The following is a 12,533-nucleotide window of genomic DNA, read 5'->3' as shown; positions in this document are numbered from 1 at the left end:
TGCGGAGCGAAGCCGCTGCACCGGTTTTCTTTCGTAATCACACAAAATCAAGGGAAGGATTCGCCTTGAACGCGTTGAACATGGCCAAATCCGCTTATGCCGCTCCACAGATCGTATTGAGCACCGCGCGCGGCACAGAATACCGGGTCATCTCCCGCATTACCGCCCGCATGGCCGAGGCTGGAAAACATGGGACCCAAAGCTGGCCCAGGCTGGTCGCCGCGTTGCACGACAACCACCGGCTGTGGACGGCCCTCGCCATTGACCTTGCCTCCCCCGGCAACAAGCTGCCGGAGGCGCTGCGCGCGGAGATTCTCTCACTGGCCGATTTCAGCCTGCGCCACACCGGCGCCGTTCTCGCCCGCAAGGCCGAGATTGCGCCCCTGATCGAAATCAACACCGCCATCCTGCGCGGCCTGGCCAAAACGGAGCAAACAGCATGAGCGGCCTGGTTCTCAAGCTTGGGCCCGGAGAGCGGGTACTGATCAACGGTGCGGTAATCGAGAACGGCGATCGCCGAAGCCGGCTGAGCGTGATGACGCCGAACGCGAACATCCTGCGCCTGCGCGATGCACTCCACCCCGAAGAGGCCAATACGCCAGTGCGCCGTCTGTGCTATGCCGCGCAACTGGTGCTGTCGGGCGACATGTCGCCCGAGGCATCGCGCCTGCCCCTGCTGCGCGGGATCGAGCAGCTCAGCCAGGCCCTGACCGATCCGGACAGTCACAGGAAACTCGCCCAGGCCACGGATGCCGTCATCGCGGGTCAGTATTATCAGGTTCTCAAGGCTCTGCGCGGTCTGCTGGCGCGCGAAAAGCGCCTGCTTGTCGGAGAGCCGGGATGAGCTTTCAGCCAGTCGTCCCGATCACTGGCTATGCGGGCTGGACGTTTCTGACCCGTACGCTGGACCGCCAGGAAACCCTGTATGCGCAAAGTCCGGAAATCTCGCGTAAAATACAATATTTCAAGGAAAATATCGGCAAGATTACAACGGCGGAGGCACTTGTGGCCGACCGCCGGCTGCTGGAGGTCGCGCTGGGGGCATTCGGCCTGGACGGCGATATCGACAACCGGTTTTTCATCAAAAAGGTCCTGAGCGACGACCTGACCGACCCGAAGGCTCTTGCAAACCGCCTTGCGGACAAACGCTATCTCAGTTTCAGCAAGACATTTGGATTCAACAACCCCGCAGGCCCCGCAACGGGCTCCGCAGGATTTGCCGACAGGATCGCGGAGGCATTCGGGAAAAAGGGCTTTGAAGTTGCCCTGGGGGAGCAAGACCAGTCTCTGCGCCTGGCGCTGAACCTGACGCGCGAGATCGGAAAGATCGCAGATGGAGCCGTGTCCGACGACGGGAAGTGGCTTTCCGTCATGGGCTCAGAGCCTTTGCGCCGTGTGTTCGACAAGGCATTCAACCTTCCACAGGCTTTTGCAGCCTTGGATCTCGACCGGCAAATGGACACCTATCGCGCCAAGGCCGCCCGGCTGCTGGGCGTGACCCAGTTCGACCAGTTCGGCTCCGCGGATGTTCAGGAGCGTCTGATCCGGCGATTCATGGTGCACAGCGAGATCGAGGCCGGACCCTCCGGTTTCGGACCGGCCCAGGCGGCTCTGGCCATTCTGATGTCCTGATCGTCCCGCTCAAAGCACAGGGGAAAGCACGGCGTGCAGTCTTTCGAAACTGCTCTGCACGCCGTCCGGGGCGGCTTCGGACAGGAAACCGTCCAGAGCAGGCCAGACCCGCACCGCCTTGTCGACCTCCGGATCTGAGCCTGCGGAATACAACCCGGCCTGAATCATCATTTCGGCCCGGTCATAGACCCCCAACAGGCGTCGTGCCGTCATGATGAGGTGGTTTTCGGTCTCACTGGCTGCGGCAGGCAAACTGCGCGACACGGACCGCAGAAGATTCACCGCCGGAAAACGCCCTCTTTCGGCAATCTGACGGTCCAGAACAACGTGGCCGTCCAGAACCCCGCGCAGGATATCGGCCACGGGTTCATCCATGTCAGACCCGGCCACCAGAACGCTGAACACGGCGGTGATATCTCCCGCACCCGCACCACCCGGCCCGGCACGCTCTGCCAGTGCCATGATTTCCTGCGCGGTGGAGGGCGGATACCCCCGCAACGCGTTGGTCTCGCTTGCGGCCAGCGCAAGCTCCCGGTGCGCCTCGGCAAAGCGGGTCACGGAATCCGCCAGGAACAGAACGCTCTTGCCTCGGTCCCGGAAATGCTCCGCAACTGCCATCGCAGCCCAGGCCGCCCGCCGCCGCACAAGAGGGGACCGGTCCGCCGTGGCCGCCACGACAACCGACCGGGCCATACCCTCTGTCCCCAGGACATTATGCACGAATTCCCCCAGTTCCCGCCCACGCTCCCCGATCAGAGCCAGAACCACGATATCCGCCTGAACGCCACGAGCAAAGCTGGCCAGCAGGGTCGATTTTCCCACACCCGACCCGGCAAAAAGCCCGATCCGCTGCCCGCGCACAAGGGGCAGAAGCGTATCGAAAGCCGCCATCCCCGTGGCCAGCCGCACCCCCAGACCCCGCCGCCCGACCGGGGCGGGCGGCACGGCGCGCAGGGGGCGGGGGCGCGGACCGGGCATCAAGGGCCGCCCGTCCAGAGGGTTGCCGAACGGATCTATGATACGGCCGCGCCATCTGTCATCGGGGGCGATCTCGCTGCGCCCGGTCAGAAGAACGCTATCCCCCACCGAAAGCCCGTCCGGCACGCCATCGGGCAGAACGGTGACGCAATCACGCGCCAGGCTCAGTATCTCTCCATGGCGTCCGCCCCCCCCCGCCGGACGGAGGCAGACCATGTCCCCCAGCGCCGCCTCCCGCGACAGGCCCGATACCGTCACGGTGCCGCCCCGGCTTTCGGCCACACGCCCCAACGGCCGTACGGGGCTGAGCGATTCCACCCGCGACACAAGCGGCGCAAAGGGACATGAGGGCATCGGGTTCTCCTTCTGGCGAGTACTTACCGTTTCTAAAGGAATCGCCCTTAAGGCTTGGTTGAAAGCGAAGGAGAATCCGCGATGTTCGATAATCTGCAAGTGCTGCGCATGGCCGGGGGGCTGGCATGGCACGCCGCCGGGCGACAGGACGTCATCGCGCGCAATATCGCCAATGCAGACACCCCCGGTTACCGCGCGCAGGACGTCACCCCCTTTGCCGAAATGTACCGCAACGGCCCCCCCATGGCGCTGCGCACCACACGTCCGGGCCACTTCACCCCCACCGCGCGGGAGCAGATCGGGCAAGGGGCCGTGACGGGGGTTCCCTCCCCCAACGGCAACTCCGTTTCGCTGGAGGACCAGATGGTCAGCGCCGTCGAAACGCGACAACAGCACGATCTGGCCCTGACGGTTTACAAATCCTCGCTGGGAATTCTGCGCTCCAGCCTCGGGCGGCGGTAAGGGCGCGTTATGGGAGATATCCTTCAAACCCTCTCGATCTCGGCCAGCGGGATGCGTGCGCAAGCCGCCCGCCTGCGCCATGCGTCGGAAAACATCGCCAATGTCGACACCCCCGGTTATCGCCGCAAATTGATCGTGTTCGAGGCCGCGCCCACGGACGGAACCGTCAGAACCGGGCCGGTCTCACTCGACCGGAGCGCGCTACCCAGGCTCTATGACCCCAGTCACCCGATGGCGGATGAGACGGGGCATTACCTCGGCTCGAACGTCGACCTCGTGGTGGAAATCGCCGACGCACGGGAGGCCCAGCGCAGCTACGACGCGAATGTCAAAATCCTTGACCAAACCCGCCAGATGACCCGCAGCCTGCTGGATCTTCTGCGCCGCTAACCGGAGTTCGAAGATGGACTTTACCCCTGTTCTCGCCGCAAAGGGCTACAGCTCTGCGCGCCCTCTGACCCAACCCGCACCCGGCACCGCCTCGGAAAAGCGCGGCGGGTTCGCCGCCGCCGCCGCCGCCGATTTCGTGCAGACCCTCAAGACCGGGGAACAAACGGCCAAATCTGCCATGATCACGGAGGCCGACCCACATGCGCTGGTTCAGGCCCTGGCCAAGACGGAGCTGGCCGTGGAAACCGCCGTGACCGTCCGCAACAAGATCGTCGAGGCCTATCAGGAAATCCTGCGGATGCCCGTGTGATGACCGAGGCCGACTTTTACGACACACTCCGCCAGGGGTTGTGGGTATCGGTAATGATCTCCACCCCCATCCTCATGGCCGCCCTGGTGACCGGGGTTGCAATCGGGTTGTTTCAGGCCCTGACCTCGATTCAGGAAATGACCCTGACATTCGTTCCGAAGCTGGCGGCCATCGTCGTGGTCTTCTGGCTGTCGATGGCTTTCATGACAGAAACGCTGGCAGACTTTTTTTCCCGGCAACTGGTGCCCCTGATCGCGGGAAGCTGACCCATGGACAATACGATCTACGCCACATTGACGCGCCAGTCGGGCCTGATGCGCGAAATGCAAAGCATCGCCCACAACATCGCCAACGCCTCCACTGGCGGTTATCGGCGCGAAGGGGTGCTTTTCTCGGAATATGTCACCGCGCTGGAAGGTCCGGGTGGTGCGCTGGCGATGGCGCGGGCGAACGTGCGCCACATCGACCTCGGACAGGCTCCGCTGACACAAACGAACGCGCCACTGGACTTCGCCATCGAGGGGGAGGGGTTCTTCATGGTCGAAACTCCACAGGGTCAGCGCCTGACCCGGGCGGGCAGTTTTACCCCCAACGAAATGGGGGAACTGGTTACCCCCGACGGTCATCGCCTGCTGGATGCGGGCGGTGCACCGGTCTTCATGCCGCCGGACACCGCTGATGTGGCGCTGTCGGCCGATGGGGCGCTGTCGGCCGGTGGGCGCCCCGTGGCAGATATCGGCCTGGTCCTGCCCGAAGATCCGACCCGGATGCAGCGCCAGTCCGGAACGCTGTTCGACCCCGACGGCCCAACGCTGCCAGCAGACACCGCGCGCCTTTTGCAGGGATATCTTGAACAATCCAACGTTGATCCGATCGGCGAAACCGCCCGGATGATCGAGGTCCAGCGCGCCTATGAACTGGGTCAGAATTTCCTCAGCCGTGAGGATGACCGGATTCGCAACGTCATCCGAACGCTCGGTCAGTAAAGAAAGGACAAGGATGCGTGCTCTACAGATCGCCGCCACCGGCATGTCGGCCCAACAGATGCGGGTTGAGGTCATCTCCAACAACCTCGCCAACATGAATACCACCGGCTACAACGCCCGCCGGGCGGAATTCGCCGACCTGCATTACCAGCAGGTCAGCCGCCCCGGAACGATCAACGCCACCGACGGCACGGTGCTGCCCACGGGGGTACAGCTTGGTCTGGGTGTGCGGCCCGCCGCAGTCAGCGTGGCGCTGAAACAAGGCGCACTGGCCCAGACCGGAGCCGATCTGGACATTGCCATCAACGGCGACGGATTTCTTGAGATCACGCTGCCTTCCGGAGAGCCGGCCTACACCCGTGACGGCGGGCTGAAGCGGAACGCTGACGGGCTGATTGTTACCGCAGATGGGTTTCCCGTCGCTCCCGGTGTGACCATCCCCGACGATGCCAGCAGTCTATCCGTCAATGCGCAGGGCGAGGTTTATGCCTATTTCACCGACGAGCCGGAACCGGAACTTCTGGGCCAGTTCAATCTCGTGCGATTTTCCAATCCAAAAGGGTTGGAGGCGATCGGTTCCAACCTGTTTCGCGAGACCGCCGCTTCGGGCATCGGGCTGGCAGGCATTCCAGGAGAGGACGGGTTCGGGACGCTGCGCCAGGGGTATCTTGAAAGCTCCTCGGTCGACGCGGTGCGCGAAGTGACCGAACTGATCGAGGCCCAGCGCGGGTATGAACTGAACGCCAAGGTCATCACCGCCTCGGATCAGATGCTGGCCGCGACCACGCAGGTGCGCTGATGCGATGGCTTGGGCTGATCGGGCTGGTGGCGCTGCCCGCAATGGCGGACACCGTGACCGCGACCCGCACGATCCGCAGTCAAACGGTTCTGGAACCACAGGACGTAAGCCTTATGCCCGGGGAGATTCCCGGAACACTTTCCGACATACGGGATGCCTTGGGGTTGGAAAGCCGCGTCATTCTTTATGCAGGGCAGCCGATTCGCGCACAGGACCTTGGCCCGCCCGCCATCATTGACCGTAACCGGATCGTAACCCTGATCTACCGGAAAGGCACATTGACCATGACCGCCGAAGGCCGTGCCATGGATCGCGCGGCCGCGGGGGAGCGGATACGGGTGATGAACCTGGAATCCCGCACCACCGTGAGCGGTACGGTCACAGAGGGGGGGGAGGTACTTGTCTCTTATAGCGACTGAAAGAGACTCGATATTGCGCCTTGGCCTTGGCCTGAGTCTGCTGGTACTGGCGACCGCCTGTGGGCGGCTTGGTAACGTCGGCCAGACGCCCGAATTCGCGCCCGTTGAAACTGGAAACGCCTATTTCGCGATGACCTCAGCCCCCTTTCCGACCGAAACGGAAACGCGGCCCCCGGTACAGGCGGCCTCACTCTGGCGTGGAGGCCGGCAATCGCTTCTGGGTGACCGGCGTGCGGAACAGCAGGGAGATATCCTGACCGTGGTAATCCAGATCGATGAGAAGGCGGAGATTTCCAACTCTTCAGAGCGCGAACGCAGCGGGTCGGAAAGCATGGGTGTTTCAGGGTTGTTCGGCATACCGCAACGGCTGAACGATCGGTTGCCCGAAGGTGCCTCGATGGAGGATGCGGTCTCAACCAGCTCCGCGTCGTCCTCGGGTGGGGAGGGGTCGGTGAAGCGCAAGGAAAAGCTGACGCTTCGCATCGCCGCCACGGTGACGAACGTTCTGCGGAACGGAGTCATGCGGATCGAGGGATCACAGGAGGTCAGGGTAAACTTCGAGATGCGCGAGTTGCTGGTTAGCGGCTACATCCGTCCCGAGGACATCTCCCGCCAGAACGAGGTGACCTATGACAAGATCGCCTCCGCACGGATTTCCTACGGTGGGCGCGGGCAGATCACAGATGTACAACAGCCGCGCTACGGCCAGCAAATCGCTGACATCATTCTACCGTTCTGAAAGGACGTCCGATGGGAAAACTTTTGCCCGCAATCCTGGGGCTGATCGGTCTGGCGGTGGGGGCCGGGGCGGGGGCCTTCCTCAGGCCCGCAACCGACATGGATACCCCCCAGGGGACCCCGCCCTTGTTTCCGACGCCGCCGCATATGGCCGACACCCCACTGACCTACATGCAACTGGAAAACAAGTTCATCGTGCCTCTGGTCTCCGAAGACCGGGTTCGCTCGCTCGTGGTGCTGTCTCTTGGGTTGGGGATTCTCGAGAAAGACAAGGACACGATCCTGTTCCAGGAGCCAAAACTGCGCGATGCCTTCCTTGAAGTTTTGTTCGCCCATGCGAATGCGGGCGGGTTTGACGGTGCCTTCACCGAAAGCGTCCCGATGGATGCCCTGCGCCGGGCCCTGGCCGAAGCTGCAAGAACAACGTTGGGGCCGGTCGTGCGAGAGGTCCTGATCATGGATATCCTGCGGCAGGATGCCTAACGCACCTTGTCCAGGAGATTTCGCAGCGCCGCCTGCCGCCCGAAAGCGCGCAGGGCGGCCTTCTTAACCTGTTCTTCGGCCACCCGACAGCGCGCGATTTCTCCGTTGAGATTCGCCCGCCGCGCAGCCATGTCATCTCTCCATAGTGCATGGGCACCGGCACGGCTGGCGATGTCCTGGACAGTTTCCGGTGTCCCGGACAAGGCCACGGCAATCCTCTCGGCCTGGAATTCGGCAACTTCCCGGCGTGTCCGGGCGCGGCGCAGATCTTCCATGGTCCGATCCAACAATATCTGTGCCAGGCACTGCATATCGGCCAGACGCCTTTTCTGTTCCGGGGTCATGAACGGGACCTTGCCCGCTGGCGCATGTCCTCGGCGAAACGGATCGCGGCCGCAACCGGGCGATACTGATCGGGTGGAACCTCCTGCCCGATCTCAACGGTTGCATGAAGAGCCCGCGCGGTGGGCACGTCTCGATGCACGGGCACACCGGCTGAGGCAGCAGTTTCGCGGATTCGCGCGGCGATCTCATCCACCCCTTTCGCGACGCAAACCGGCGCGCCGGGCATATCCTGACTCCATTTCAACGCTACAGCGTAGTGGTTTGGATTGACGATCACGACGTTGGCGCTCGGCACGTCATTCAGCATACGGTTTGTGGCGATATCCATCCCCTTTTGGCGGCGTTGCTGTTTCATGTGAGGGTCGCCCTCGCTTTCCTTGATCTCGTCCTTCAGTTCCTGATGAGACATGCGGTTCTTTCGTCGGTGATCGAACGCCTGCCAAAAGAAGTCGATCGCCCCGATAGCCGACGCGATCACCACGGCGACCATCAGAAACTCCACCGCCAGGTGCATCATTGCTGAACTCGCCGGAGCCGGGGGCAGGCGGGGAGTGGCAAGAATCTCATCAATCCGGGCAAAAATGTAGACCCCCAGCAAAACCGAATAGATCACCAGCTTGGCGGCACTTTTGGCAAACTCGAACAGGCCGGACGGACCAAATTTCTGCCGGGCCGTCTGGACTGGATTCAGGCGTGATGCTTTCGGCTTAATCTTGTCCGGTGCAACCACGAAGGCCCGCTGCGCAATGACCGAAACCAGGACTGCCACAGCGGGAACAAGAAACCATGGGACCAGCCCCCCCCCCAGGGCAAGAATCAGCCCGCCGGCCGGGGCTCTGCCGCCATCTTCCAGCAACAGGGGGGCAAATGTCGGGGCGCGGTCCAGCAGGACCATACCGATCGACCCGAAACCCACGAACCCCGACGCCCCCAGTGCCAGCGCAACAAGCACCAGCCCGGCATAGGACGCGGCAGTATGCAGATCCGTCGAGCGGGCGACTTCCCCCTTTCGGCGTGCCTGATCGAGCTTTTTTGGTGTCGGCTCATGCGGTTTCTCGGCGGTTTCGCTCATGCCGGAACCGAAAGTGGATTGGAAAGGGTCTGAACAAAAAGATCTTGCCAGACCCCAAGGATCAGGGGCAAGGACAGGAACAGCAGAATCAACCCGCCCAGCATCAGCGCCGGCGCACCCACGAAAGCGACCATAAGCTGTGGCATTGCCTTGTTGATAATCCCCAAGGCCATATTGTAAAGTAAAGCCCCGACAACGAAGGGCATGGCGAGACTAAACGCCAGCCCGAAAGCCCAAGCAAACCGTTTCATACCCCAATCCGCCAGTTCTGACGATCGGGGCAACAGGCCGGGGGGCAGAATTTCATAGGAAAGCGCGAAAATTTCGACCACCCGCACATGCAGGCCGGTCATCATCGCCACCGCCAACCCGGACACCACCATAAGCCGTCCCATTGCAGGCTGTGGGTCCAGAGCCACGCTACCAAGAACCTGCGCAAGTGAAATCGATTGCGCGGCAAAGTCTCCCGCCATTTGCAGGGCATAAACCAAAAACCGCAGACCCAGCCCGAGGGCCAGCCCACAAACGGCCTCGGCCGCCATTGTGGCGGGGGTCAGCGGCACACCCACCAACTCCGTCTGTATCAGCGGCGCAACCACCACCGTAAACGCGACGCTCAGCGCCAGGCGGATCCGCAGGGGCACCATTCGCTCCCCGAAACCGGGCAGCATTGTCATTGCCCCCCCCACCCGCAGGAACACCAAACCATAGGCAGAAAGGTAAGGTGCAAGATCGACCGTCACGCTCCAACCTGCCCTACCAATGCCGGGCGCGCCAACATCCCGATTTCCTCGAAAGACAGAACCGGGTTCGAAATTCCCTTCGCGGACAGGACCGTTTTCAAAAATCTCCGCCGTCGCGCCGGGGTTGCAACCACGGCGGCAACCCCACCCTTTTCAGCCTCGGAAAGCGCCGCAGCCACCGCGCTGGCCAGGTGGTTGAACTGATCGGGCGACAGGGCCACATCGATCTGCCCATAATCACCGTTCACTTGGTGATCGGTAAATCTTTTTTCCCACTCCGGCGCAAGTTGAACCAGAGGGATTGTTCCATCCTCGCGCCGATACTCGGCCACTAACTGGAATGCCAGTCTTTGGCGCACATGTTCGCAAATTGCCGCCGGTGCGGGAATGGTGTGACGGATCTCGGCAATCGCTTCGAGGATCAGAGGCATGTTGCGAACCGAGACACGCTCCTCCAGCAGAAGGCGCAAAATCGAAAGAAGCAGGTCGAAAGGCACCTTTTCCGGGATCAGTTCGTCGATCAGGCGGCGGTTGGCTGCGGCGCGCCCGGCATCGGACAGGTTGGTCAGTTCATCAAGCAACCGCCGCAGGGTTTTGTGCGTCATAAGACGTGCGAAATTCTGCTGGATAACTTCGAGAAGGTGGGTCGCCAGAACCTCTGTCGCGGAAACCACCGTCACACCGCCCAGCACCACCTCCTCGCGTGAGCTTTGGGGAATCCAGCGGGCCGGGGCACCGTAGACGGGTTCGCGCACATCCTCACCTGGCGGCATGGGAATACCATCCTCGGTCACCAGCGCAAGAACCCGATCCGGGCGCACATGATCGCGTGCCACGACGACACCCTGTACGCGGATTACATAGGTTCCCGCATCCAGCGCGCCGTTATCCGTCAAGCGGATCTCGGGCAGGATCAGGCCAAACTTTTCCGCCACATGGCGGCGCATCGAGGTGATGCGAGGCTCCAGCCCGCTGGCCGGATCCAGCACCATTGCGACGAGATCCGGCGCAAACTCGACATGGATGTCATCAAGGTCGAGAAAATCACCCATCGTCGTATGCGCCGGCTCAGCCATGTCTTCTTCTGGTACGTCGGGCTGTGAACGCCCGGCATGTCGGGTGGCAAGATAGGCCGCAGACCCAAGGGCCAGCGCACCGGAAACGAAGGGCAGGAACGGCAGGCCCGGCACCAACGCGAAAAGCGCCATCAACACCGCCACCGTGCCCAGTGCGGCAGGGTAACGGCCAAGCTGTTCGACAATGGCGGTGTCCGCCGCCCCAGAGGCCCCGCCACGCGCCAATAACAGCGCCGAAGCGATGGAAATGATGACCGCCGGAATCTGGGTAACCAGCCCATCCCCCACTGTCAGGATGGCATAGGTTTCAAAGGCGCGGGCAAACGGCATGTCATGCATGACGACACCCATCGCAAGCCCCATCACAAGATTGAGCAGCGTAATCATGAGCCCGGCCACGGCATCGCCCTTGACGAATTTCGATGCTCCGTCGAGCGACCCGAAAAATGTCGTTTCCGCCTGCTCACGCTCACGGCGGGCCCGTGCCTCTTCGTGAGAGATCGCGCCCGCGGCCATGTCACTGTCGATGGCAAGCTGTTTGCCGGGCATCCCATCCAGCGCAAAACGTGCGCCCACCTCGGCCATTCGGCCCGCACCCTTGGTAATGACGATGAAATTCACGATCATCAGAACACCGAAGACGACAAGGCCCAGAAATACGCTGCCCCCCATGATGAACATGGCAAAGCCTTCGATAACATTGCCCGCCGCCTGCGTCCCCGAATGGCCCTGACCGATGATCAGCTTGGTCGAAGACACATTCAGCGACAACCGCAGCATCAAAGATGCCAGCAGGATCGTTGGAAAGGCCGAGAAGTCCAGTGGACGTTCAATAAACAGGGTAACCGTGAAAATCAGGATCGCCAGCGCAAAGGACACCGCCAGGCCGATGTCCAGCACGGCCGCCGGAACCGGCAGGATCATCATCACGATCACCGCCATCAGCGCCAGCGCCAGAAGAACCGTCGGACGGAACAGATTGGAAACCCGGAACTTCACCATGCCATCACTCATGCCCCTGAATCCGGGCGATCAACGGCATCCCCGCAGGCGCAACGGGCACCAGCGAGCCTCGCGCGGGCGCACCTGCTCCCCGGAACAGGGGTTGTGGCCCCCCGACTCGCCGTGCGGAGGCGGATGTCCGGGTGTCTTCGCGGCTCAATCCCGCCAGGAACCGGTCAAACCGCTTACGATATCGGGTTGCGAATTTTGGCGTGCGGGAATGGTATGCCCCCGCTGCGGCGCTCCAGCTTCCGGTTTCACGATAAAGACCCGCCAGGAACCGCGCAGCATAGAGAGCGCCTGCCTCCGGGTCGAGCATATGGTCAAGCGACCCGAACCCAGCCCCATGCCAGCGGAAATTCAACTGAAAGCAGCCCATGTCGAAACTTCGCGCCCCCGCCTTGCGATGGCGCCTTGCGTAGTCAAGCGCCTCTTGCGCGGTTTCAAACCAAGTCCCCTTGCCCTGAATGTTCACGGTCCAGGGCCAGGGGCGCACGCGCCCGTCCTGCGCACGGCCTGTTTCTGTCAGGGAAATCGCCAGGAGGACGTCTACGGGAACTCCGGTCTTCCGGGCTGCAAAATGGGCGGCACTCACGCATATGTCCGAGGTGGCGTCCCGCTCCGCCGCGACCGCGATCAGCGGAAACACCAAGCCACAAATCGCTGCGCCACTCCACCACCTCCCCCACGCCTGCAGGGCGGACAGAACCATTCTGTCACCTCTTCATTCAGATTCCCGGACAC

18 protein-coding genes are annotated in these 12,533 nt (G+C 62.4%); 12 read left to right on the top strand and 6 right to left on the bottom strand.

Annotation, left to right across the window (positions count from 1 at the left end; translation table 11 throughout):
• Nucleotides 1-80 precede the first annotated feature (80 nt).
• Genes flaF through C8N32_RS08985 form a run of 3 tightly spaced genes read left to right on the top strand, consistent with a single transcriptional unit; the run spans nucleotide 81 to nucleotide 1,632 of the window.
• Nucleotides 81-443, top strand: a complete 363-nt coding sequence (flaF, locus tag C8N32_RS08995) for a flagellar biosynthesis regulator FlaF (protein WP_242509519.1) — start codon at nucleotides 81-83, stop codon at nucleotides 441-443.
• Nucleotides 440-844, top strand: a complete 405-nt coding sequence (flbT, locus tag C8N32_RS08990; RefSeq protein ID WP_107892651.1) for a flagellar biosynthesis repressor FlbT — start codon at nucleotides 440-442, stop codon at nucleotides 842-844. Before flaF ends, flbT begins: the two co-directional genes overlap by 4 nt.
• On the top strand, nucleotides 841-1,632 hold the full coding sequence (locus tag C8N32_RS08985) for a DUF1217 domain-containing protein (protein WP_107892650.1): 792 nt from the start codon (nucleotides 841-843) through the stop codon (nucleotides 1,630-1,632). The genes flbT and C8N32_RS08985 overlap by 4 nt, the downstream gene beginning before the upstream one ends.
• A 9-nt stretch (nucleotides 1,633-1,641) precedes the next feature.
• Here C8N32_RS08985 and C8N32_RS08980 read toward each other — a convergent pair whose 3' ends face one another.
• Nucleotides 1,642-2,964: a FliI/YscN family ATPase gene (locus C8N32_RS08980; protein WP_107892649.1), complete on the bottom strand. Its 1,323-nt coding sequence runs from the start codon at nucleotides 2,962-2,964 to the stop codon at nucleotides 1,642-1,644.
• A gap of 81 nt (nucleotides 2,965-3,045) precedes the next feature.
• Between C8N32_RS08980 and C8N32_RS08975 the strand changes: the two genes are divergently transcribed.
• From C8N32_RS08975 to C8N32_RS08935, 9 genes are read left to right on the top strand one after another with little or no spacing between them, the layout of a single operon-like run.
• Entirely contained in the window at nucleotides 3,046-3,426 is a 381-nt protein-coding gene (locus C8N32_RS08975) for a FlgB family protein (protein ID WP_107892648.1), read from the top strand.
• 9 nt (nucleotides 3,427-3,435) lie between these two features.
• Complete coding sequence (gene flgC / locus C8N32_RS08970; RefSeq protein WP_107892647.1) at nucleotides 3,436-3,816, top strand: flagellar basal body rod protein FlgC; 381 nt, start codon at nucleotides 3,436-3,438, stop codon at nucleotides 3,814-3,816.
• 13 nt (nucleotides 3,817-3,829) lie between these two features.
• Nucleotides 3,830-4,126 carry a flagellar hook-basal body complex protein FliE gene (gene fliE, locus C8N32_RS08965; protein ID WP_107892645.1) on the top strand — a complete coding sequence of 99 codons (297 nt, stop codon included), beginning with the start codon at nucleotides 3,830-3,832 and terminating at the stop codon, nucleotides 4,124-4,126.
• Nucleotides 4,126-4,392: a flagellar biosynthetic protein FliQ gene (locus C8N32_RS08960; protein ID WP_107892643.1), complete on the top strand. Its 267-nt coding sequence runs from the start codon at nucleotides 4,126-4,128 to the stop codon at nucleotides 4,390-4,392. The genes fliE and C8N32_RS08960 overlap by 1 nt, the downstream gene beginning before the upstream one ends.
• Nucleotides 4,393-4,395: 3 nt before the next feature.
• A complete protein-coding gene (locus C8N32_RS08955) occupies nucleotides 4,396-5,112 on the top strand; it encodes a flagellar hook-basal body complex protein (protein WP_107892641.1) in 717 nt (238 codons plus the stop codon).
• 13 nt (nucleotides 5,113-5,125) lie between these two features.
• The gene (gene flgG / locus C8N32_RS08950) at nucleotides 5,126-5,911 is read left to right on the top strand and encodes a flagellar basal-body rod protein FlgG (protein ID WP_107892639.1); all 786 of its coding nucleotides are present in this window, start codon (nucleotides 5,126-5,128) and stop codon (nucleotides 5,909-5,911) included.
• Nucleotides 5,911-6,330 carry a flagellar basal body P-ring formation chaperone FlgA gene (flgA, locus tag C8N32_RS08945; RefSeq protein ID WP_107892637.1) on the top strand — a complete coding sequence of 140 codons (420 nt, stop codon included), beginning with the start codon at nucleotides 5,911-5,913 and terminating at the stop codon, nucleotides 6,328-6,330. The genes flgG and flgA overlap by 1 nt, the downstream gene beginning before the upstream one ends.
• 13 nt (nucleotides 6,331-6,343) lie before the next feature.
• A complete protein-coding gene (gene flgH, locus C8N32_RS08940) occupies nucleotides 6,344-7,069 on the top strand; it encodes a flagellar basal body L-ring protein FlgH (protein WP_207186974.1) in 726 nt (241 codons plus the stop codon).
• 11 nt (nucleotides 7,070-7,080) lie between these two features.
• On the top strand, nucleotides 7,081-7,551 hold the full coding sequence (locus C8N32_RS08935) for a flagellar basal body-associated protein FliL (RefSeq protein WP_107892635.1): 471 nt from the start codon (nucleotides 7,081-7,083) through the stop codon (nucleotides 7,549-7,551).
• On the opposite strand, the gene C8N32_RS08930 is transcribed toward C8N32_RS08935, so the two are convergent.
• From C8N32_RS08930 to C8N32_RS08910, 5 genes are all read right to left on the bottom strand, one after another.
• On the bottom strand, nucleotides 7,548-7,826 hold the full coding sequence (locus tag C8N32_RS08930; RefSeq protein WP_146159698.1) for a hypothetical protein: 279 nt from the start codon (nucleotides 7,824-7,826) through the stop codon (nucleotides 7,548-7,550). The genes C8N32_RS08935 and C8N32_RS08930 overlap by 4 nt on opposite strands.
• Nucleotides 7,827-7,891: 65 nt before the next feature.
• Complete coding sequence (locus C8N32_RS08925) at nucleotides 7,892-8,968, bottom strand: EscU/YscU/HrcU family type III secretion system export apparatus switch protein (RefSeq protein ID WP_107892631.1); 1,077 nt, start codon at nucleotides 8,966-8,968, stop codon at nucleotides 7,892-7,894.
• Nucleotides 8,965-9,711 (bottom strand): flagellar biosynthetic protein FliR, encoded by a 747-nt coding sequence (locus C8N32_RS08920; RefSeq protein WP_244905910.1) that lies wholly within the window; start codon nucleotides 9,709-9,711, stop codon nucleotides 8,965-8,967. The genes C8N32_RS08925 and C8N32_RS08920 overlap by 4 nt, the downstream gene beginning before the upstream one ends.
• Nucleotides 9,708-11,801 carry a flagellar biosynthesis protein FlhA gene (flhA, locus tag C8N32_RS08915; RefSeq protein ID WP_242509532.1) on the bottom strand — a complete coding sequence of 698 codons (2,094 nt, stop codon included), beginning with the start codon at nucleotides 11,799-11,801 and terminating at the stop codon, nucleotides 9,708-9,710. The genes C8N32_RS08920 and flhA overlap by 4 nt, the downstream gene beginning before the upstream one ends.
• A complete protein-coding gene (locus C8N32_RS08910) occupies nucleotides 11,794-12,501 on the bottom strand; it encodes a lysozyme family protein (RefSeq protein WP_107892627.1) in 708 nt (235 codons plus the stop codon). Before C8N32_RS08910 ends, flhA begins: the two co-directional genes overlap by 8 nt.
• Nucleotides 12,502-12,533 lie beyond the last annotated feature (32 nt).

This window comes from Rhodovulum imhoffii, assembly GCF_003046545.1.
Lineage (GTDB): Bacteria > Pseudomonadota > Alphaproteobacteria > Rhodobacterales > Rhodobacteraceae > Rhodovulum > Rhodovulum imhoffii.
Note: the sequence above shows the minus strand (reverse complement) of the source record. Positions and strands in the feature narration are given on the sequence as shown.